Origin of the sequence: Serratia sp. PF-27 (assembly GCF_030053255.1) — a bacterium.
GTDB lineage: Bacteria > Pseudomonadota > Gammaproteobacteria > Enterobacterales > Enterobacteriaceae > Serratia > Serratia bockelmannii.
On the sequence record NZ_JASGBT010000015.1, the window covers coordinates 668,600 to 689,844 of the forward strand.

Below are 21,245 nucleotides of genomic sequence, written 5' to 3' on the forward strand. Positions count from 1 at the left end.
ATCCCCCTATTGAGTTAACTGTGCATGCAATCCTGCCGCATCGATGGCGTATTGCCGCCGCAGCGCCGCCCGGCTGCTGCTGTGGGTAAATTCGTAAGCCGGCATGCCCAGCGCGGTAAACGGCCGCGGCAGCTGATGCCGCAGCAACAATTCACCGATGATGGTGCCTAAACCACCGCTGAGCGCATGTTCCTCCATGGTCAGCACCCGGCGGTGCGAGCGCATTAGCGCCACTACCGCCGCCTCATTGAGTGGCCAGAGCGAAGGGAGAGAGACGATGGTCGGGTTGTCGCCCAATTCCAGTACCTTCATCGCCTCATGCGCTACCGTCCCGAGACAAAACACCAGGCTATCGGTCCCCTGGTGCAACACCTCCGGCTCTCCGGGACGGAAATGATAGTCCGCGTTCAATACCGGCAACTTGTCGCTGTCCATACGGATATAGGCTGGGCCGGGTTGTGCGATAACATAACGGACAATCTCTGCCGCTTGCCGCGCATCCGCAGGCGCATAGACGCAGAGATTGCCCAGCGTGCGGGCAATGGCGATATCGTTCATGCAGTGGTGCGTCGCCCCCAGCGGCCCATAGCCGAATCCGGCATTCAGGCCGAGCATTTTCACGTTGGTCTCCGTGTAGCAAACATCGTTTTTCATCTGTTCGTTAGAACGAGCGAAAAGGAAAGGTGCCGCGTTGGCGGTAAAGACCGTGCGGCCGCTGAGCGCCATGCCGGCGGCCATGCCTACCATGTTCTGCTCGGCGATACCGACGTTCACCACCCGCTCCGGATAAGCCTGCTCAAAGGGCGCGATTTTCGACGTGGACGTGGAATCCGCCACCATCACGCTCAGATCCGCACCCGCCCGTTGCTGTTCGATCAACGCCGTTACCACCGCATCGCGTAAATCCTGCATGTTTACCCCTCCAGTTCCGCCAGCGCCTGCGCCAGCTGTTGTTCGTCCGGTACCGCGTGATGCCAGGCGGCAACGTTAGCCATAAACGACACGCCGTGCCCCTTTTCGGTATTGGCCAAAATCACTCGCGGCTTGTCCTGGCTCGGGCGTTGGATCGCCGCCACCAGCGCCGCCGGATCGTGGCCGTCACATTCCAGAGTTTCAAAGCCGAAAGCGCGCCATTTTTCCGCCAACGGTTCCAGCGGCATGATGGCCTCTGTCTTTCCCGCCAGCTGCAGCCGGTTGCGATCGACGATGGCAATCAGGTTATCCAGCTTAAATTTGCTGGCCGCCATCGCCGCCTCCCAATTGGAACCCTCTGCCAGTTCGCCGTCGCCCAGCAACACGAAAGCGCGGCGATGCGCACGCCCCGCCAGCTTGTTGCCCAGCGCCAGCCCCACGCCGATCGGCAGCCCATGCCCCAAACCGCCAGAGTTGATCTCCACCAGCTCCGGCAGCTTCTGCCGCACCGGATGCCCGGCCAACAAGGTGTCGTCGCCCATGAACTGATCGAGCACCGCAGGATCCAGCAAGCCCATCGCCGCGCAACTGCAGTAGAAACCGCCGGCGCCATGCCCTTTAGACAAAATGAACCGATCCTGATCGGGCCGGGCATTGCTGCGATCCATCACCGCCATATACAAGGTGCAGATGATGTCGATCTCCGACAGATCGGCGCCGGTATGGCCCTTGCCTGCCTTATGGTTCATGGTCACCACATATCGGCGCGCCTGGCGTGCCGTGTTTTTAATCGCCTGAAAGTCCATCGTCACCTCTGCATAAGCGCCCTGATTATCGTTATCGCATCGAAATTGATCCGTTAACTCGCCATTGATTTTCGAATGGAAATCATATGCAGCAAAAACGATAATTAATGTGGGCAAGATCAAATTTCAAGCAAAAGCGCTTATCAGACAACACCCATGCCGATAAAAACCAATAAATAACAACACGATAAAAATCACCCGGCTGCTTTGGTTTAGTTTTTACCGTTGATTTAATCGGATGCCAATGATTTTCGAATAAAAATCAATACTGCTTAGCCGGGTTTATCCGTGGCTTTATCAATAATCGCGAGCTAAAATTCAGCGCATCAATAAGGAGTGGCCGTGGCAAACCGCGCGGCGGGAACTGACAGGTGCAGGAGTCTTTCGATTGAAAAGCAAAAGCGAACAGCTGGCGGAAATGCAGCAACGGCGCGAAAAGATCCTCGACATGATCCGCGAAGACGGCTCGGCGACGGTCAAAATGCTTACCGATACCTTCAAGCTGACCGAGGCGACCATTCGTACCGATCTGCGCGTCCTGCAGCAGCAAGGCTATGTGCAGCGCTTCCACGGTGGTGCAACCCTGGTTGATGGCAAGCAAAATACTCATGCCATGCTGCTGGAACGCCAGGTTAACCTGACCGCCAAAGATCGCATCGGCAAGCTCGCCGCCGGTTTTATCGAGCCCGGCGACACCATCATTCTTGATTCAGGCACCACCACCACGGCTATCGCCAATCACCTGAATCACATAAAGAAACTGTCCGTTATCACCACCGGCGTCAATATTGCACTGCAGCTGGGCGGCGAACCGGGCGTGAATATTTTGCTGACCGGGGGCTCATTCAAATTCCCTACGCTCTCCACCTCCGGGGACAAAGCCGCCAGCTTCTTCGAAAACGTGCTGGCGCAAAAACTGTTCCTCGCGACGGCCTGCATCTCGCCCCGCCACGGGCTCAGTTTCCCAAGCGAAACCGACATCAAACTGAAAATGGCGATGATCAATGCAGCCAACACGGTGTATGTGGTGGCCGACTCAAGCAAGATCGATAAGGTTTCAATGTTTGCGCTGCCTTGTGACTGGCAGCATATCGACTATTTGATTACCGACAACGGAATTAGCGATTCCGCACTGCAGGCATTTGAAAAGGTAGGCGTTAAGGTCTTGGTGGCAGGCGCCTGAACGGCGCCTGTGAAAGAAGTGATTATTCCGGCTTGCGCGCCGCGATTTCCTGCTGCTCTTGCGGCGGCGGCGTCAGCGGCCCGAACCAACGCTGCGCCAGCCAGCAGGTGATCACCACCAGCAACCAACTGATCAACGTGGCCATTGCCAGATCGCGCGGCCAGTGCATACCCAGCAGCAGACGGCTGCCCATCACACCCGTTGCCCACACCATCAGCAGCGCGACAGTTTTATAATGGCGGCGCGGCCACAGCAGCCCTACGCCCAACAGTGCCCAGGTGGCGGCGAACATCGTATGCCCCGACGGGAAAGCGAAGCCGGTTTCAAACTGCCAGTGCTTGCGCAGCCAGTTCGGCACCAGCGTCTGGTCTTGCAACTGCTCGCGCACCAGCGCGCTGCGCTCTTTGCGGTGCAGCGAATAGAAATATTTCCCGTCCACACCGTGGGTTTGCTCGAGCCATACCACAAACGGTCGCGGTTCTTGCACCCGATCCTTGATCAACGATTTGACCCCCTGCCCAATCACCAACGCGGCGGAAAGCAGGATTGCCAGACCGATGGCCGCCTTCAACCGAAAGCGCAGGCACCACAAAAACCAGCCGCAAAGGATAGCGCTGGTCAGAATACCCCACGGCGAGGTCACGGTTTCGGTCACCCAGTACAGCGCTTTGAGCAGCCGATCATTGCCGCCGGGCTGCCAGTGCCAGCCGGATGCCCATACTACCAGTGGCATCAACAGCAGCAGCAGCGCGCCGCCCGCCGTACGCTTCGCTATCTCATACATTCCCGTTTTCCTCTGCGTGAATCAGTCTGCAGTGTAACAAGAGTGCAATATTGATAACACGCGAAAAATTAAACAGATAGGCAACCTATCGCAATAATAGGTGGTCAGAAAACGTCATCTGCTGGTTTGCTGAGCACCGCCCGGCAAGAAGTTGTGGCAAAATAGCCGATAATTAACGAAATAGAGATCGGCGTAGCACGTTTTAGTCTTGGTCAATTCACTGAACCGGACTTAGGATGCGCGACAATGATTGAATCGTAGGTTTTTGTGGAGAATGACATGCAGCTTAAACGGGTGGCAGAGGCTAAACTGCCGACACCTTGGGGCGATTTCCTGATGGTAGGATTCGAAGAACTGGCGACCGGGCATGACCATCTGGCACTGGTATTCGGTGATATTTCCGGCGAAGTGCCGGTACTCGCACGCGTGCATTCCGAATGTCTGACCGGTGACGCCTTATTCAGCCTGCGCTGCGACTGCGGTTTTCAACTCGAAGCCGCACTGGAACAGATCGCCGAAGAAGGCCGCGGCATCCTGCTTTATCATCGCCAGGAGGGCCGCAATATCGGCCTGTTGAACAAGATCCGCGCCTATGCCCTGCAGGATAAGGGCGCAGACACCGTGGAAGCTAACCATCAGCTCGGCTTCGCCGCCGACGAGCGCGACTTCACCCTGTGCGCCGATATGTTCAAACTGCTGGGCGTCGACGCGGTGCGTTTGCTGACCAACAACCCGAAAAAGGTCGAGATCCTGACCGAGGCCGGTATCAACATCAGCGAGCGCGTGCCGCTGATCGTCGGCCGCAATCCGAAGAACGAACGCTATCTGGCCACCAAGGCCGCCAAAATGGGCCATTTGCTCGACCAGAAGTGATCGCTACCGCGGTGGAAACAATCAGGGCGCCTCGCGGCGCCCTTTTTATTGCTTAATTACAGCATTTTCCTGATCACATAGTGCAGAATGCCGTCGTTTTCGTAGTAGGTCAGCTCATTGCCGGTATCGATGCGGCAACGGGTGTCGATCACTTCCTTGCGCCCGTCGGCATAGGTGATATGCACCGGCACCGTCTGGCCCGGCTGCAGCTGCTGCAGGCCGCCGACGCTGATCTGCTCATCCCCGGTCAGCCCCAGGGTTTTGCGCGTCACCCCCTGTGGAAACTCCAGCGGCAAAATCCCCATGCCGATCAGGTTGGAGCGGTGGATACGCTCGAAGGACTCGGCAATCACCACCCGCACGCCCAGCAGGCGTGGGCCCTTCGCCGCCCAGTCGCGGCTGGAGCCGGAACCGTACTCTTTCCCGGCGATCACCGCCAGCGGCACCTTCTCCTGCTGATACTGCATGGCGGCGTCGTAGATAGACAGCTGCTGCTGCGACGGAATATGGCGGGTATAGCCGCCTTCCACGCCCGGCACCATTTCGTTGCGAATGCGGATGTTGGCGAAGGTGCCGCGCATCATCACTTCGTGGTTGCCGCGGCGTGAACCGTAGGAGTTAAAATCCTGCGGCGCCACGCCGTGCTCGCTCAAGTAGCGCCCCGCCGGGCTGTCGCGCTTGATGTTACCCGCCGGCGAGATGTGGTCGGTGGTCACCGAGTCGGCCAGAATCGCCAGAATGCGCGCGTCCGTGATGTCTTGCACCGGATCCGGCTTCACCTTCATGGTGCTGAAGAACGGCGGATGGCGGATATAGGTAGAATCCTCCTGCCATTGATAGGTCGCCGAACCGGTCACCTGGATCGCCTGCCAGTTGGCGTCGCCGTCGAACACTTCGCCGTATTCCTTGTGGAACATCTCGGTGCGCACTTCTTCCACCGCCTGAGCGATGTCCTGGCTGCTCGGCCAGATGTCCTTCAAATAGACCGGCTGACCGTCATTACCCTCGCCCAGCGGCTCTTTGGTCAGATCGATCTTCATGCTACCCGCCAGCGCATAAGCCACTACCAGCGGCGGCGAGGCCAGCCAGTTGGTTTTCACCAGCGGGTGGATGCGCCCTTCGAAGTTACGGTTGCCCGACAGCACCGCGCCCACGGTCAGATCGCCCTCTTTGATCGCCTGCTCGATGGGATCCGGCAGCGGCCCGGAGTTGCCGATACAGGTGGTACAGCCATATCCCACCAGGTTGAACCCCAGTTCTTCCAGATAGGCGGTGAGTTTGGCACTGTCAAAGTAGTCGGTCACCACTTTGGAACCCGGCGCCAGCGAGGTTTTTACCCAGGGTTTGCTGCGTAGCCCTTTCTTGACGGCGTTTTTCGCCAGCAGGCCGGCCGCCATCATGACGCTCGGGTTGGAGGTGTTGGTGCAAGAGGTGATCGCCGCGATCACTACCGCGCCGTCGCGCAGTTCGTGCTGCTGCCCGTCCAGCGTAAAGGTTTTGCTGTCTGTCTTGGCCTTGTGGCCGCCGATATCCAGCTCGGTCGCGGCCGTGAACGCCTGCGGCACATTCGGCAGCGCGACGCGATCCTGCGGGCGTTTCGGCCCGGCGAGGCTGGCTTCCACCGTCGACATATCCAGCGCCAGCGAGCTGGTGAAGACCGGCTCATCCCCCGGATTGCGCCACATGCCCTGCGCTTTGACGTAGGCTTCCACCAGCGCGATTTGTTCGGCGCTGCGGCCGCTGAGCTTCATATAGCCGAGCGTAACGTCATCCACCGGGAAGAAACCGCAGGTGGCGCCGAACTCCGGCGACATGTTGGCGATGGTTGCCCGGTCCGCCAGCGGCAGATCGTCCAGCCCATCGCCGTAAAACTCGACGAACTTGCCGACCACGCCGTGCTTGCGCAGCATTTGAGTCACCGTCAGCACCAGGTCAGTGGCGGTAATGCCCTCGCGGAGCTTGCCGGTCAGCTTGAAGCCGACCACGTCCGGGATCAGCATCGACACCGGCTGGCCCAGCATCGCCGCTTCCGCTTCGATGCCGCCGACGCCCCAGCCGAGGATACCCAGGCCGTTGATCATGGTGGTGTGGGAATCGGTGCCCACCAGCGTATCCGGATAAGCCACGCGGCGGCCGCTTTCGTCGCTGTGCCAGACCGTTTGGCCGAGGTATTCGAGGTTGACCTGGTGGCAGATGCCGGTGCCCGGTGGCACCACGCGGAAGCGGTTGAAGGCTTTCTGCCCCCAGCGCAGGAAGGTGTAGCGCTCGTGGTTGCGCTGCATTTCGATACGCACGTTGTCTTCGAAGGCGTTATCGTCGCCAAATTCATCGACGGTGACCGAGTGGTCAATCACCAGGTCCACCGGCGACAGCGGATTCACCTGGTCGACGTTGCCGCCCAGTCGCCGCACCGCTTCGCGCATCGCGGCCAGATCCACCACCGCCGGAACGCCGGTAAAATCCTGCATCAGCACGCGCGCCGGACGATAGGCGATCTCACGGTCAGCATGGCCGGTTTGCAGCCAGGCGACAATGGCCTTGAGGTCGTCAACCTGCACGGTGTCACCATCCACATGGCGCAGCAGGTTTTCCAACAGCACTTTCATTGATTTCGGCAACCGGTCAATAGCACCCAGCTGCTTTGCCGCCAGCGGCAGACTGTAATAGTAATATTCGCTATTCAGCGCAACCAGCTTATCCATACTTGTTTCACGAAGATCGGACGACATAGCTCCTCCATTTCTTATTGTGACTAAAACAGGGTAATCAGTGAGGTCTTGTTTAAAGATACCACAAAGATAAGTTAACGTTTTGATAACAACACGATTTGATCACAACGATAGGTGGGAACAATCAGCGGGCAACATGTGGCGGTGACTCAATTACTTAATAGAATGTGCCCTATGGTCTCTGACAGGCCTTCAACAACATGCTTGCCACTTATCTCGCCATTAAGCTGGTCCTGTGAGCCCAGCAGATTGCACGGCCGCTTTACTCGCAACCAAGACTATCCAGGAGAAAAACGTGGCAGAAACTAAAATCAATACACTTTCCACTGTTGAGGAATTAAGAACGACAGAACCCGACATGGATGGGCAAGTCGTGTTATTACGCAGCATCACCGATCGAATACTGCATTATGTCCATAAGGCCGGCGACAAAGCGCCAGATGATGGAACATTGGTGGTCGTTACTGCAAGCGGCAAACGCTGGCGGTTGGTCAGGGATGGCGACACGCTCCAACTCGCCTGGTTTAAAACCGCTGTCAACAGTTGGGACAATGCAATGGATGCGCTGCTCGGGTTCGCCGCAACCACCGGACGAAACGTTGCTAAAATCGTCTTTCCTCGTGGAACAGTGCAATTCAAGAAACCGATCATTCTGGATTATCGCAAAAACTGGTTCTTGGAGGGGCAAGGTGGGCACGGCGCTTCCGGCAGCGTACTCGATTTCAATATTCCTCGCAGTGCCGGCTATGGTGAATACGGCGCGATTCACTGTTGGGGAGAGCCTTTCGGATTTCAGCAGCTCACGCTGCGTGGCCTGATGGTGCAAGGCATCGGCACCCGCATCGTTGATCCTACTCAGGATGAAGCCAGCCGGGCCTACTGTCACGGCGTTTATTGCCGCACCACAGGCACTTTGTGGGAGGACGTCGCCATTCAAAACTTCCGCGGTGCAGCACTGTACCTAGACAACGCGTTCGACAATAACTTCAACCGGGTCTCCGTATTTGCTTCCGGTCGCATGAAGGACGGGTACAGTTATACCAACCTGGATGATGTAGCCAACCCTGATGCCACCGCCTACCCTCCTCTACTAATCATGAGCACTCGTCCTGGTGATCAGAGTAACTTCAATCGTTTTTTTGATGGTTCGATCGAACTCAATAATGTAACTCCATTTGTCGAAGTACGAGGAGGGATTCAGATCCACTTTACACGCATGCACTCGGAACGTCCTGGCGGTGGGCTTGCCGAAGGGCAATGGCCGTTAGGTACTTTTATGAAAGTTGGAGGCGAAGTTTGGCTTACCGACTGCGGGATTAGCAATTTCACCCGAGCGATCGCCTACGGCCCCTATGCACAGATGATTATTAACGGCTGCAATAGACTTTCAGGTGATATTTATCCATACGATACCTCCACCATTGGCAGTGCTCGCCTCAAGCTTGATAACACCATCTGCAAGGGTCTACATATTTCAAGCAATATTCAGGGCGATTATCAAATCAGTAACTGCGTACTACAGTACTTAAATACGGCCGTTATCTCTGGTTCCACTCTGGTCACAAATTGTCGGATCAATGGTGATATAACCGTTACAGGGAGGGCTGGTATACCACTTGGTTCAGCCGGTGGGTTAAAAATTAGTAATAGTCAAGTTGCAGGTAATCTGATAGCCACAGCAACGGCCCAGCGGATCAGCGTTGCCGGCTGCCATATTTTCGGGGATTTATCCTTACCCGGCACCAACTGCAGCGCAGTGCATAACGTAGTGCTCGGCACAGAGTACATTGCCTCAACGGGCAATAACGTAAGTATCGGCAAGACTTCTCCACCCATTATCTACGTTGATAGCAGCTATAGCGAAATATCAGGCAGTGTTCAGAGAGGCACATTAATTCTCAAACGATCGGCAACAGCGGCTCAATCCCCAGGTTGGATTTGCACTTCTAGCGGTGCAGTGGGAGCCACTTTGAAAGTAGCAGCGTTAGCCGCATTGGGGAATGAAATATGAAATTGCGCAGTTAACACACAGCAACGGAAACGGGAAGGCATTAGCCTTCCCATTCATCATTAATGCAATGCTTAGCAGTCCAAGTGCAAGTTACTTAATCGGCAGCTTGATGTCCTTGAACATCGCTTCAATCTCTTCGTTGGAACGCAACGCCACCGCGCTGTCGACCACGTCGCGCGTCAGGTGCGGCGCGAAGCGCTGAATAAAGTCGTACATGTAGCTGCGCAGGAAGGTGCTGCGGCGGAAGCCGATCTTGGTGGTGCTGTAGGTGAAGATATCGCGCGCATCCACCGTCACCAGATCCGGATCCTGCACTGGATCCACCGCCATGCTGGCGATCACCCCCACCCCCAGTCCCAGACGCACATAGGTTTTGATCACGTCGGCGTCGGTGGCGGTAAAGACGATGCGCGGCGTCAGGCCGGCGCGGTTGAAGGCGGTGTCCAGCTCCGAGCGGCCGGTAAAGCCGAAGGTGTAAGTGACGATCGGGTAAGCCGCCAGTTCTTCAATGCTGATGCTGCTTTTGCCCGCCAAAGGATGATCGGGCTTCACCACCACCGCACGGTTCCAGTGGTAGCACGGCAGCATGATGAGATCGTCGTACAGGTGCAGCGCTTCGGTGGCGATGGCGAAATCGGCGGTGCCCTTGGAGACCGCTTCGGCGATCTGCGTCGGCGACCCCTGGTGCATGTGCAGCGAGACGCGCGGGTAACGCTCGATAAAGCCCTTGATCACGTTGGGCAAGGCATAGCGAGCCTGCGTATGCGTGGTGGCGACGTACAGCGAGCCTTTGTCCGGGTAAGTGTGTTCACCGGCAACGGCTTTGATGGCGTCCACTTTGGATAATACTTCACGCGCGATGCGAATGATTTCCTGGCCGGCGGGGGTGACCTGGGTCAGGTGCTTGCCGCTACGGGCGAAAATCTGGATGCCCAGCTCATCTTCGAGCATGCGCACCTGTTTACTGATGCCGGGTTGCGAGGTATAGAGCCCTTCTGCCGTCGAGGAGACATTCAGGTTGTGGTTAACCACTTCCACAATGTAACGAAGCTGCTGCAATTTCATATCTTATACCATCCTAGGTTAAACACTGCGGCTTACCCGCAGCCAGGTATATCGGTGTCGCCCCGGTATGCTGAAACTCACAAGCCATAAACACCGTGTTCTACCCTGATGGTGAAGAAAGCGCCGTTGTTAATAAGCTTTAATAATAAAAAAACTTTTTATATAACCACTATACCACGTTGCAGCTTCAAGTATAGATCCGCGTCACACTATGATAACGATTATTTTGCATTGGTATCAACGTGAAACGACGGTGACGGAGGGATAAAAACAGCAAAGGATAGATCCGTTTGCCCCTTTTCACCAATAAAAAACCAGCCGCCAGGGCTGGTTTTTCATCTTACAGGCAGGACATCAGCCTTACTTCTTGCCTTCAACCCACTTGCCGTCCACGTAGAACGCAGACCAACCGGTCGCCTTGCCGTCTTTTTCAGAAGAGACGTACTGCTGCTTGGTTTTACGGCTGAAACGCACCAGCGTTTTATTGCCTTCGGCATCCGCGACCGGCGCATCGGCCAGATAACGCAGTTTCTCCGGCAGACGATCCTTGAAGCGAGCCAGCTCTTCCACCAGCGGCGCGCGGGTTTCGCGCGATTTAGGGAAGGTATTGGCCGCCAGGAACACGCCGGCAGCGCCGTCACGCAGCACGAAATAGGCGTCGGACTTCTCGCACGGCAGCTCTGGCAACGGTACCGGATCTTCCTTCGGCGGCGCGACATCGCCGTTACGCAGGATCTTACGGGTGTTTTTGCAGTTCTCGTTGGTGCAGCCCATGTACTTGCCGAAGCGCCCCATTTTCAGGTGCATTTCCGAGCCGCATTTGTCGCACTCCACCACCGGGCCGTCATAGCCTTTCAGGCGGAACTCGCCCTCTTCGATCTCATAACCGTCACACGCCGGGTTGTTACCGCAGACGTGCAGCTTACGCTGGTTGTCGATCAGATAGCTGTCCATCGCCGTACCGCATTTCTGGCAGCGGCGGCGTGCGCGCAGCGCGTTGGTTTCCGCGTCGTCGCCTTCGAGGATGTTGAGCACTTCCGCTTCAGGCACCAGGTTGATGGTGGTTTTGCAACGCTCCTTCGGCGGCAGCGCGTAGCCGGAACAGCCGAGGAACACACCGGTGCTGGCGGTACGGATGCCCATCTTGCGGCCGCAGGTCGGGCAGTCGATGCTGGTCATCACCATCTGGTTAGGCCGCATACCGCCTTCTTCCGGATCCTTCTCCGCCGTTTCCAGCTGCTCGCTGAAGTCGACGAAGAATTCGTCCAGCACCGCTTTCCACTCGGCCTGGTTGTTGGCAACCTCATCGAGACCGTCTTCCATGCGCGCGGTGAAGTCATAGTTCATCAGCTCGCGGAAGTTTTCTTCCAGGCGATCGGTGACGATCTCACCCATTTTCTCGGCATAGAAGCGGCGGCTTTCCACCCGCACATAACCGCGATCCTGAATGGTCGAGATGATGGAGGCGTAGGTGGACGGGCGGCCGATGCCGCGTTTTTCCAACTCTTTCACCAGCGAGGCTTCGCTGTAGCGCGCCGGCGGCTTGGTGAAGTGCTGGCTTGGGATCAGTTTTTGCAGATCCAGATCGCTGCCGATTTCGACGTATGGCAGGGTGCGATCTTCATCGCCCTTGCGCAGCGCCGGCATCACCTTGGTCCAGCCGTCAAAGCGCAGCGTACGGCCCTTGGCGCGCAGCTGATAATCGCCGGCTTTCACCGTCAGCGTGGTGGAATCGTATTGCGCCGGCGTCATCTGGCAGGCAACGAACTGGCGCCAGATCAGCTGATACAGCTTCTGCGCGTCCGCTTCCATGTCTTTCAACTGCTCGGCGAGCACGTTCACGTCCGAAGGACGGATCGCTTCGTGCGCTTCCTGCGAATTCTCTTTGCTGCTGTACTGATTCGGCGCCTTCGGCAGGTATTTGTCGCCGAAGTTGTCACCGATGTAGCCACGCACCATGTTGAGCGCATCCTGGCTCAGGTTGGTGGAGTCGGTACGCATATAGGTGATGTGGCCGGCTTCATACAGCCGTTGCGCCATCATCATGGTTTTCTTCACGCCGAAGCTCAGGCGGGTGCTGGCGGCCTGTTGCAGCGTGGAGGTAATGAAAGGCGCGCCCGGCTTGCTGCTGGTCGGTTTATCTTCGCGATCCAGCACCGTATAACGGGCTTTTTCCAGCAGCTTGACCGCGGCGTGAGTCTGCTCGCGGTTGACCGGCTTGAACGGTTTGTCGTGCGCATGGGTCACTTCCATCTGCAGCGCGGTTTCCCCCTTCGCCAGCAGATCGGCATGCAGCTCCCAATACTCTTCCGGCACGAACGCCTTGATGTCTCGTTCGCGCTCAACCACCAGACGCACCGCCACCGACTGCACGCGGCCGGCGGACAGGCCGCGGGCGATTTTCTTCCACAGCAGCGGCGAGACCATATAGCCCACCACGCGGTCCATAAACCGGCGTGCCTGCTGCGCGTTGACGCGGTCAATGTTCAGCTCGCCCGGCTGTTTGAACGCCTGTTGGATTGCGTTTTTGGTGATTTCGTTAAACACCACGCGGCTAAAGCGTTTGTCATCCCCACCGATCACTTCCCGCAGGTGCCAGGCGATGGCTTCCCCTTCGCGGTCAAGGTCGGTTGCGAGATAAATGTGGTCGGCGTTTTCCGCCAACGATTTTAACTCGGCGACCACTTTTTCTTTACCCGGCAGGATTTCATAATGCGCTTTCCAGCCGTGGTAAGGGTCGACGCCCATGCGATTTACCAGCGCCGCCTTCTCATCTTTTTTAACTTTTTTCTTGGCTTTGTCTTCGGTTGAGTCAGCGCTCTTTTTGCTGGCTGAGCCACTGGTCGGCAAATCACGGATATGACCGACGCTGGACTTCACCACGTAGTCACTTCCTAAATATTTATTAATAGTTTTGGCTTTTGCCGGGGACTCAACTATTACGAGAGCTTTACCCATATTTACCTTTACCTAATTTATTTCTTCTAAAAAGAAGTCTTTTATCTCGCCGTGCCGCGGCAATTCGTGTCTCTTTTTTATATTGCGGCAGTCTGGCAAGAGATCAACAGATTTTTTTCTTTTGGTTGCCCAACTGCTCAACCTGAACGCAAGTTGTTGATCCTGCCCGCTATTCACCCATGCCCCAGAAGTATGGCTGTGTGAGTTTTATTCATGGCGTAAACAAAACCTTCCACCCGACGCCGCAAAATCCCACACTGTACCTGATAAAAAGCGTCACGCAACCTAATTAGCACGGAAAGGCAGATTTCGCCAACCGGCGGCCGCCCATGGCCATCCAGACGGCAAATAAACCTTAGTCGGTTTGCGGATAAAAGCGAACCGGCGTTAGAATATGCGCAGCGTTTTTTGTTTGGAGTCTAATAAATGCACAAGAATACTGCACCTATCGGCCGCGAGGCCCTACTGGCGGAAGCAAATAACATCATCCGCCAACACGAAGATTATCTGCACGGCATGATCGCCACCGACGTTGAACAAAAAAGCGGCGTTTTAGTTTTTCGCGGCGAATACTTTTTGGATGCCGACGGATTGCCCACCGCCAAAACCACCGCGGTATTTAATATGTTTAAACATTTGGCCCATCTGCTTTCGGAAAAATACCACCTGGTCGATTGAGTAAAGAAAACGGGGGCACCTGGCCCCCGTTGATTCCTGCTCTCATCGCCGTTACAACAACGGCTTTTCCCCACGCTGCCACCAGCGCAACAGTAAACGATCGACGCTTTCCGCCGCGCTGCCGGTGAAGCGATCCATCAGGCGTTTGCGGCGCGCGTAGCGCACGGCGATCACTTCGTGGTTATCCAACTCGGCGATCAGCAAATCGTCGCTGGTGCCGATGGCGTCGATCAGCCCCTTTTCTTTGGCCTGAGAACCGAACCAGTGCTCACCGGTGGCGACGCTATCGATATCCAGCGACGGGCGCTGCTCATGCACGAAGCGCTTGAACAGCTCGTGGGTTTCGTTCAGATCTTCACGAAACTTCTCGCGCCCTTGCTCGGTGTTTTCACCGAACAGCGTCAGCGTGCGTTTGAACTGCCCGGCGGTGTGCAGCTCCACGTCGATGTCATTCTTTTTCAGCAGGCGGTGGAAGTTCGGGATCTGCGCCACCACGCCGATGGAACCGATGATGGCGAACGGTGCCGCCACGATGCGATCCGCGACGCAGGCCATCATGTAGCCGCCGCTGGCCGCCACTTTATCCACCGCTACCGTCAGGCGAATGCCGCCCTTGCGCAGGCGCTCCAACTGCGAGGCCGCCAGGCCATAGCCATGCACCACCCCGCCAGGGCTTTCCAGGCGCAGCAGGACTTCATCCTGCGCCGACGCCACCGCCAGCACCGCCGAGATCTCTTCACGCAACGACGTCACCTCGTGCGCGTCCATGCTGCCTTTGAAATCCAGCACATACAGGCACGGCTTGGCCACTTCCACCGCGCCGGACTTGGCGCGCTGCTTCTTCAATTTGTTATCAGATTTGGTCTGCTTCTTGAACTGTTTCAGCCAGACCTTCTGCTCGGCGGCATCCATGCGCGCCAGGCGCATATCGCGCTGCATCTCGCGATACTGTTCGCCGAGGTCGGTCAGCTGCAACTCCCCTTTTTGGCGGCTCTTGCGTTGCCCCAGGCTGACCGCCAATATGGCCAACGCGGCGATGGCGAGCACCACCGTGGCGACCTTGGCCAGAAACAGGCCATAAACAGATATAAACTCCACAGATTCCGCCTTTATTTACAGGTTGTTAGTATACTTCTTTCCATTCTAGCCAACCGCAGCGGCTGCTGTCGCGGCTAAATGAAAATTCATTGCGCACGGAGCATCACTATGGGGACGATTTACGGTCGAACCAAGCCGCCGCTGCCGCGCTTTTGTTACAAAAGAATGCCATTTCAGCCTGCTACGCATTGAAAATGCCCGCGGATTAAGGCATATAACACCCATTATTCATCAATACGATGAGACGGATTCGCTGCGCGGCCCGCAGACGGTCGAGCCTTTGCTCCCGCCCCGGCCGCGCGTTTCACCCTTGCTCCCCGATATTCGCGGGAGAACAGCCACCCAGGCGAGGATGTATCGTGCATTACCAACCCAAACAAGACCTGCTCGAACAACGTATCATTTTAGTTACCGGCGCCGGTGACGGCATCGGCCGTGAAGCGGCGCTGACCTACGCGCGCTTCGGTGCCCAACTGGTGCTGCTGGGCCGTACCGAGAGCAAACTGCTGGCGGTACAACAAGAAATTGCGGCCCAGGGCGGCGCCCCGGCCTTGGTGGTGACGCTGGACTTGCTGCACGCCACTCAGGAGCAATGCCGGCAGATAGCCGACGATCTGGCTAGCCAGATCCCCCGCCTTGACGGCGTGCTGCACAACGCCGGCCTGCTCGGCGACATCGCGCCGATGGCCGAGCTGTCGATGACCATGTGGCAAGAGGTGATGCAGGTTAACGTCAACGCCACCTTTATGCTGACCCAGGCACTATTGCCACTGCTGCTGAAATCCCACGCCGGTTCGCTGGTGTTCACCAGCTCCAGCGTCGGGCGTACCGGCCGCGCAGACTGGGGTGCCTATGCGGTGTCGAAGTTCGCCACCGAGGGCATGATGCAGGTATTGGCCGACGAGTACAAAACTCGCAATTTGCGGGTGAACTGCATCAATCCGGGTGGCACCCGCACCAAAATGCGCGCATCCGCCTTCCCACACGAAGACAAGAACAAACTGAAGACCCCCGCCGATATCATGCCGTTGTACCTGTATCTGATGGGCGAGGACAGCCGCCGCAAAACTGGCATGAGCTTCGACGCGCAGCCGAACCGTAAACCCGGCGCGGCCGAATAATAAGGAGCGTTTCATGGCGGAAGATCGTCATCAACAGCGCCAGCAGCGCCTGAAAGAACAGGTCGATGCGCGCATCGCCGCGGCGCAGGATACCCGCGGCCTGCTGCTGGTGTTTACCGGTAACGGCAAGGGTAAAACCACCGCCGCCTTCGGCACCGTCACCCGGGCGGTTGGCCACGGCATGCGCGCCGGGGTGATCCAGTTCATCAAGGGCGAATGGCCCAATGGCGAAAAGAATCTGCTACAGCAACACGGCGTTGAATTTCAGGTAATGGCCACCGGTTTCACCTGGGAGACGCAGAACAAGGCCGGCGACACCGCCGCCTGCCAGGCGGTGTGGCAGCACGGTAAACGCATGCTGGCCGACAGCAGCCTGGACCTGGTGCTGCTGGACGAAGTGACCTACATGCTGACCTACGGCTATCTGGAACTGGACGAGTTGAAGGAAGCGCTCCTACGGCGCCCTGTGCACCAAACGGTGATCCTGACCGGGCGCGGTTGCCATCGCGATCTATTGGAACTGGCTGATACGGTCACGGAGATGCGACCGGTGAAACACGCGTTCGACGCAGGCGTGAAGGCGCAACAAGGGATCGATTGGTAACAAAAAGTTCTGGCCCCGAACGGGGCCAGAATGAGGGATTAGCTGCGTTTGCTTGGCTTGCCCGGTTTACCCGGTTTGCTGCCAGGCGCGCTGCGGCGGCCGCTGCCGGCTACCTGCGAGTGGCGCTTGACCGCACGGCGGATCTGGTTAGCCTTCACGCGGCGGCGCTCACGCTCCACCGGCATTTTGCTGACCGTTTCCGGCTTCAGTTCCACCAGCTCGCGCAGGTAGTTGATCGCCGGCAGGTCCAGTTCGGCCCAGCCGCCGCGCGGCAGGCCTTTCGGCAGATCGATGTCGCCGTAACGCACGCGGATCAGGCGGCTCACCTGCACGCCCACCGCTTCCCACAGGCGACGCACTTCACGGTTGCGGCCTTCGGTCAGGGTCACGTTGTACCACTGGTTGAGGCCTTCACCGCCCTGGAAGCTGATAGTGCGGAAGGCGGCCGGGCCGTCTTCCAATTGCACACCCTTGCTCAGCTGCTTCACTTTCGCATCGTCAACCTGGCCGAACACGCGTACCGCGTACTCACGTTCCACTTCACGGCTTGGGTGCATCAGACGGTTGGCCAGTTCACCGTCGGTGGTGAACAGCAGCAGACCGGAGGTGTTGACGTCCAGTCGCCCTACCGCCACCCAGCGTGAACCGCGCAGCTTCGGCAAGCGATCGAACACCGTCGGGCGGCCTTCAGGATCGCTGCGGGTACACAGCTCGCCTTCCGGTTTGTAGTAAGCCAGCACCCGGCAAACCACCTCTTCGGATTCTTTGATCGACAGGACATGACCATCCAGACGAATTTTCATCGCCGGGGTCACTTCAACGCGGTCGCCCAGCTTGGCGACCTTGCCGTCGACGCTGACGCGCCCGGCTTCAATCATGGTTTCGATTTCACGACGCGAGCCATGCCCGGCGCGCGCTAATACTTTCTGTAACTTTTCGCTCATTGAGCAACCTCTAATGTCGCCTTCACAGGCGTCGGGGGGATACCGTCGTGGCCAACAGCCACAACGGTCATAATACGTTTATCAGGATCGAACCGCGTATTATACAGGCTTTCTAGGGTGTTGAAACCCACTTTATCGGCGGTGCTCCCCTTCAGACGGCGTTCACGGCGCCAAAAAATCCTCCACAGCCCACAGCACCGAGTCAGGCCGTTCCAGAATGCCGAGGTGAGTGCGGGCCTCCCCGAGACGCACCACGGAGAAAAACGGCTGCTCGGCGGCAAAGGCCTGCTGTTGCCGCAGATAGTCGTCACGGCGATCCAACGAGTAGATGTGCCGGCACGGCGGCGGTGCGCTCATTCCCGCCAGGCGTTGCAGCGGTGAGCCGAATTGCCGATAGGCCTGTTCGATGGCCACGCCGGCGGCACGCCAGAGCCGGTAATCTTCCTGCGCCATCTCAACCTCCAGATGGCGTTTGACCCGATCGTGGCGGATGCCGCCCTGCCAGAAGTCGAACAAGGCGTCGCGCGCCGCCAGCCACTGCTGCGGCTCCTGCATGCGGCTCACCGCCGTAAAGAACGCCGGTTCCGGCTGCGTCATGATCCAGTCGAGAAACACCATGCCCTGCACCCTCTGCGGCAACGCTTCAGCCAACGCTACCGCCAGCCAGCTGGCGTGCGCCACCGACAGGGTGACCACGTTATCCAAACGCAGCGCCGTCAGCAGTTGGCGCACATCCTCCAGCAAATCGTCCGCCGTCAGCGACATCTCCGCGGCTTTCGACGACAGGCCATGGCCCCGCCAGTCGATGTTGATCACCCGATAACGTTCGGCCGCCAAAGCAATGAACGGCTCGAACACGGTTTTCGGTTCGCACCAGCCGGGCAACAGCACCAGCGTGAGCGGCCCTGAGCCGATATCCTGATAGTCGAGCATCATGTTGGCACTGTGAAATGCGGTCATATTACCTCCTGCGCGTCTCTCCCCGACCCGTTCGGGAAATACCGACGGGAATAAGGTGACAGCGCAGCAGGCATTGATCTATTGAAGTTCGTGCGGAATGCGCCCCGAGCGCATCTTATGAAAAAATGCGCACTAATTGGAACGGGAACTTAATGGCGCACGCAGGGATAGGCAGCGCTTAATGCCAGCATGATCACCGACGGAGCGGAATAATGCAGTTGCTCTGGGTGCTCGTTCAAATACTTCATCACCGCGTCGGCGGCGACACCGATGCTCATCCCGGCAGCCGGACAGATATTGCGATTGCCCTGCATAGAATAGGTATCGAATACGCCGGCGACGTATCCCATAAACATGCCACCATTCAGCGCTTCGGCCACGGTGGCTTCACCGCTTTTATTTTTTACGTAACCGCCGGATTCCGCCAGCAAACCGCTGCCTGAATAAAAACCCGCATTTGCCATTGAGGAAAATAATAAGGCCGCTAAAAAAGAAACCTGTTTAATCATTGCTGCGCATCCTGCCCATTATCAATTCTGAAGTAATCAAGAATAGCGGCTTTCACGCGAAATAGCCTCGCTTCAGCCGATTTTCAGACAATGGGCAAGGTGGCAACCTTTTACATCAGCGGAAAGGCGCCGCGTCGCCCGCCCCTTCGCGCACCACTTCTGGCGTGGATTCGGTCAGATCGATAACCGTTGTCGGCTGTTGGCCGAGGAAGCCGCCGTGGATCACCAGATCGACCACCTTGCCCAAATGATCGCTGATCTCTTCCGGATCGGACTCGGCAAAATCATTGCCCGGCAGCATCAGGGTGGTGGACATCATCGGTTCGTTCAACGCCTCCAATAGCGCCAGCGCGATCGGGTTTGAGGGCACGCGCAGGCCGATAGTTTTACGCTTTTCATTCATCAGGCGGCGCGGCACTTCTTTGGTCGCCTTCAGAATGAACGTGTAGTGGCCCGGCGTATTGTTTTTGATCAGGCGGAAGGCCGTGTTATCGACGTGCGCATAGGTCGATAATTCGGACAGATCGCGGCACATCAGGGTAAAGTTGTGGTTGCCGTCCAGTTGACGGATGCGGCAAATGCGCTCCATCGCCGCCTTCTCTTCCAGCATGCAACCCAACGCATAGCCGGAATCGGTGGGATAAACGATCACTCTGCCCTTGCGTAGCACGTCGACCGCCTGGTTAATCAAACGCGGCTGCGGGTTGTCCGGATGAATATAAAAAAGCTGACTCATGACTTGCTCCTAAAATGATGCCCGCGCGCGTTGCCACGCGCGTAAAATCAGACCGCCTGGCCCGGTTGCAGCCAATCGCGCCACACTGGCTCGACACCGCCCGGCAGCCACAGCTTGCGCCCCAGTTCGATCCACGAACAAGGTTGATGGAAATCAGAGCCTTGCGAGGCCAACAGGTGGTAGTCCTGCGCGTATTTCGCCAGCTGCGCGCGCTCATGCGGCGCCTGCTGACACTGCGCCACTTCCATGGCGTCGCCGCCGTGTTCGGCGAAATGCGCCAGTAAACGTTTCAACCACTTCGCGGTCAGATCGTAACGGCCGGGATGCGCCATCACCGCCTGACCGCCCGATTGATGAATCGCATCAATGGCTTGTTCTATTGTACACCACTGCGGCGGCACGTAGCCGGTTTTGCCCTTGGCCAAGTATTTCTTGAACACCTGCGCCATGTTGTTCGCCACGCCAAGCTCCACCAGGTAACGGGCGAAATGGCCGCGGGTGACCGCGCCGGCGCCCGCCAGCCGTTGCGCGCCGGCATAGGCGTCAGGGATCCGCGCTTTACCCAGGCGCACGCCAATCTCCTGCGCCCGCCAGTTGCGGCGTTCGGTTTGTTCCGCCAACAGTGCCACCAGCGCCGGATGCGTGACGTCCATGCCCAACCCAACGATATGAATTTCATGATTTTCCCACAGCGTCGAGATTTCAACCCCGTTGACCAACCGCAACGGCAACGCCTGCTCCGCAATGGCCGCGGCGGCCTCGGCCAATCCGGCGGTGGTATCGTGATCGGTGATCGCCAGCACGCCTACACGCATCTCGACCGCCCGCAGTACCAGTTGCGTCGGCGTCAGGTAACCGTCGGAGGCGGTCGTGTGGCTGTGGAGATCGTACAGAGTAAAAGCGGTGGATGGGGGGTTACTGTCTGTCAAAACGGCTATCCGGCAATGGCTTGGTTTTCTATCATACCCGCGATCGACGGCCGGACGGAAATCTATTCTGCCCTGGCCGCAGGCGCCAGGCGGATGATGAATAGAATTCACCCTGGCCGCTAAAACATTGTGCAAAAAGAGGGTTGACTTTGCCGCCACGAACCAGTTAACTAGTACACAAGTTCACGGCAACGGCCGTGTCAGATGAGCGTTAACAGAGAGAGTCGGCAAATGAACAACTATATTTCTCTTCACGGTTGGTGGCGTACCTCCCTCTTGCGGGCGGTGTAATCGCGCATAGCTGTCATCTGACAATGCAGATTTCCTGAGCCCGCACTTGATGCG

At 57.5% G+C, this 21,245-nt stretch carries 18 protein-coding genes and 1 other annotated feature (1 of these 19 cut by a window edge); of the genes, 6 read left to right on the plus strand and 12 right to left on the minus strand.

Annotation, left to right across the window (positions count from 1 at the left end):
- Positions 1–6 precede the first annotated feature (6 nt).
- Positions 7–912 carry a transketolase family protein gene (locus QMZ29_RS08020; RefSeq protein WP_147823869.1) on the minus strand — a complete coding sequence of 302 codons (906 nt, stop codon included), beginning with the start codon at positions 910–912 and terminating at the stop codon, positions 7–9.
- Positions 913–914: 2 nt separating this feature from the next.
- A complete protein-coding gene (locus QMZ29_RS08025; RefSeq protein ID WP_043142526.1) occupies positions 915–1,718 on the minus strand; it encodes a transketolase in 804 nt (267 codons plus the stop codon).
- 388 nt (positions 1,719–2,106) lie between these two features.
- Here QMZ29_RS08025 and QMZ29_RS08030 point away from each other — a divergent pair, with 388 nt between their 5' ends.
- Positions 2,107–2,901, plus strand: a complete 795-nt coding sequence (locus QMZ29_RS08030; RefSeq protein ID WP_164063296.1) for a DeoR/GlpR family DNA-binding transcription regulator — start codon at positions 2,107–2,109, stop codon at positions 2,899–2,901.
- 22 nt (positions 2,902–2,923) lie between these two features.
- Here QMZ29_RS08030 and pgpB read toward each other — a convergent pair whose 3' ends face one another.
- Positions 2,924–3,685 carry a phosphatidylglycerophosphatase B gene (gene pgpB, locus QMZ29_RS08035; protein ID WP_173890031.1) on the minus strand — a complete coding sequence of 254 codons (762 nt, stop codon included), beginning with the start codon at positions 3,683–3,685 and terminating at the stop codon, positions 2,924–2,926.
- Positions 3,686–3,964: 279 nt separating this feature from the next.
- Between pgpB and ribA the strand changes: the two genes are divergently transcribed.
- A complete protein-coding gene (ribA, locus tag QMZ29_RS08040; protein ID WP_025303036.1) occupies positions 3,965–4,558 on the plus strand; it encodes a GTP cyclohydrolase II in 594 nt (197 codons plus the stop codon).
- Between the two features lie 56 nt (positions 4,559–4,614).
- On the opposite strand, the gene acnA is transcribed toward ribA, so the two are convergent.
- Positions 4,615–7,287 (minus strand): aconitate hydratase AcnA, encoded by a 2,673-nt coding sequence (acnA, locus tag QMZ29_RS08045; protein WP_261424789.1) that lies wholly within the window; start codon positions 7,285–7,287, stop codon positions 4,615–4,617.
- 295 nt (positions 7,288–7,582) lie between these two features.
- Here acnA and QMZ29_RS08050 point away from each other — a divergent pair, with 295 nt between their 5' ends.
- Positions 7,583–9,298: a putative phage tail protein gene (locus QMZ29_RS08050; protein WP_025303038.1), complete on the plus strand. Its 1,716-nt coding sequence runs from the start codon at positions 7,583–7,585 to the stop codon at positions 9,296–9,298.
- 90 nt (positions 9,299–9,388) lie between these two features.
- On the opposite strand, the gene cysB is transcribed toward QMZ29_RS08050, so the two are convergent.
- Both cysB and topA read right to left on the minus strand, forming a co-directional pair.
- Positions 9,389–10,363: an HTH-type transcriptional regulator CysB gene (gene cysB / locus QMZ29_RS08055; protein WP_004930690.1), complete on the minus strand. Its 975-nt coding sequence runs from the start codon at positions 10,361–10,363 to the stop codon at positions 9,389–9,391.
- A 360-nt stretch (positions 10,364–10,723) separates the two neighbouring features.
- Positions 10,724–13,321, minus strand: a complete 2,598-nt coding sequence (gene topA, locus QMZ29_RS08060; protein WP_261424791.1) for a type I DNA topoisomerase — start codon at positions 13,319–13,321, stop codon at positions 10,724–10,726.
- Positions 13,322–13,747: 426 nt separating this feature from the next.
- Between topA and QMZ29_RS08065 the strand changes: the two genes are divergently transcribed.
- The gene (locus QMZ29_RS08065; protein WP_033650243.1) at positions 13,748–13,999 is read left to right on the plus strand and encodes a YciN family protein; all 252 of its coding nucleotides are present in this window, start codon (positions 13,748–13,750) and stop codon (positions 13,997–13,999) included.
- Between the two features lie 51 nt (positions 14,000–14,050).
- Here QMZ29_RS08065 and sohB read toward each other — a convergent pair whose 3' ends face one another.
- Positions 14,051–15,097, minus strand: a complete 1,047-nt coding sequence (sohB, locus tag QMZ29_RS08070; protein WP_193402303.1) for a protease SohB — start codon at positions 15,095–15,097, stop codon at positions 14,051–14,053.
- A 359-nt stretch (positions 15,098–15,456) separates the two neighbouring features.
- On the opposite strand from sohB, the gene QMZ29_RS08075 reads away from it, so the two are divergent.
- Both QMZ29_RS08075 and cobO read left to right on the plus strand, forming a co-directional pair.
- Positions 15,457–16,218, plus strand: a complete 762-nt coding sequence (locus tag QMZ29_RS08075; RefSeq protein WP_025303040.1) for a YciK family oxidoreductase — start codon at positions 15,457–15,459, stop codon at positions 16,216–16,218.
- 13 nt (positions 16,219–16,231) lie between these two features.
- The gene (gene cobO / locus QMZ29_RS08080; protein ID WP_025303041.1) at positions 16,232–16,822 is read left to right on the plus strand and encodes a cob(I)yrinic acid a,c-diamide adenosyltransferase; all 591 of its coding nucleotides are present in this window, start codon (positions 16,232–16,234) and stop codon (positions 16,820–16,822) included.
- A gap of 38 nt (positions 16,823–16,860) precedes the next feature.
- On the opposite strand, the gene rluB is transcribed toward cobO, so the two are convergent.
- From rluB to rnm, 5 genes are all read right to left on the minus strand, one after another.
- Complete coding sequence (gene rluB, locus QMZ29_RS08085; protein WP_025303042.1) at positions 16,861–17,766, minus strand: 23S rRNA pseudouridine(2605) synthase RluB; 906 nt, start codon at positions 17,764–17,766, stop codon at positions 16,861–16,863.
- Between the two features lie 162 nt (positions 17,767–17,928).
- Entirely contained in the window at positions 17,929–18,726 is a 798-nt protein-coding gene (locus QMZ29_RS08090; protein WP_049205501.1) for an alpha/beta fold hydrolase, read from the minus strand.
- Between the two features lie 149 nt (positions 18,727–18,875).
- The gene (locus tag QMZ29_RS08095) at positions 18,876–19,235 is read right to left on the minus strand and encodes a Rap1a/Tai family immunity protein (RefSeq protein WP_025303044.1); all 360 of its coding nucleotides are present in this window, start codon (positions 19,233–19,235) and stop codon (positions 18,876–18,878) included.
- Positions 19,236–19,350: 115 nt separating this feature from the next.
- Positions 19,351–19,971 carry an L-threonylcarbamoyladenylate synthase gene (locus QMZ29_RS08100; protein ID WP_261424798.1) on the minus strand — a complete coding sequence of 207 codons (621 nt, stop codon included), beginning with the start codon at positions 19,969–19,971 and terminating at the stop codon, positions 19,351–19,353.
- A gap of 47 nt (positions 19,972–20,018) precedes the next feature.
- Positions 20,019–20,900, minus strand: coding sequence for an RNase RNM (gene rnm / locus QMZ29_RS08105; RefSeq protein ID WP_025303046.1), 882 nt, complete (start codon positions 20,898–20,900; stop codon positions 20,019–20,021).
- A gap of 252 nt (positions 20,901–21,152) precedes the next feature.
- Positions 21,153–21,245 (plus strand) — a sequence feature (Trp leader region) (it continues 11 nt past the right edge of the window).

Coding starts and splice junctions, on each gene's coding strand:
- QMZ29_RS08020 (WP_147823869.1), bottom strand. CDS start 912: ATGCAGGATTTACGCGATGCGGTGGTAACGGCGTTGATCGAACAGCAA.
- QMZ29_RS08025 (WP_043142526.1), bottom strand. CDS start 1,718: ATGGACTTTCAGGCGATTAAAAACACGGCACGCCAGGCGCGCCGATAT.
- pgpB (WP_173890031.1), bottom strand. CDS start 3,685: ATGTATGAGATAGCGAAGCGTACGGCGGGCGGCGCGCTGCTGCTGCTG.
- ribA (WP_025303036.1), top strand. CDS start 3,965: ATGCAGCTTAAACGGGTGGCAGAGGCTAAACTGCCGACACCTTGGGGC.
- acnA (WP_261424789.1), bottom strand. CDS start 7,287: ATGTCGTCCGATCTTCGTGAAACAAGTATGGATAAGCTGGTTGCGCTG.
- cysB (WP_004930690.1), bottom strand. CDS start 10,363: ATGAAATTGCAGCAGCTTCGTTACATTGTGGAAGTGGTTAACCACAAC.
- topA (WP_261424791.1), bottom strand. CDS start 13,321: ATGGGTAAAGCTCTCGTAATAGTTGAGTCCCCGGCAAAAGCCAAAACT.
- QMZ29_RS08065 (WP_033650243.1), top strand. CDS start 13,748: ATGCACAAGAATACTGCACCTATCGGCCGCGAGGCCCTACTGGCGGAA.
- cobO (WP_025303041.1), top strand. CDS start 16,232: ATGGCGGAAGATCGTCATCAACAGCGCCAGCAGCGCCTGAAAGAACAG.
- rluB (WP_025303042.1), bottom strand. CDS start 17,766: ATGAGCGAAAAGTTACAGAAAGTATTAGCGCGCGCCGGGCATGGCTCG.
- QMZ29_RS08090 (WP_049205501.1), bottom strand. CDS start 18,726: ATGACCGCATTTCACAGTGCCAACATGATGCTCGACTATCAGGATATC.
- QMZ29_RS08095 (WP_025303044.1), bottom strand. CDS start 19,235: ATGATTAAACAGGTTTCTTTTTTAGCGGCCTTATTATTTTCCTCAATG.
- QMZ29_RS08100 (WP_261424798.1), bottom strand. CDS start 19,971: ATGAGTCAGCTTTTTTATATTCATCCGGACAACCCGCAGCCGCGTTTG.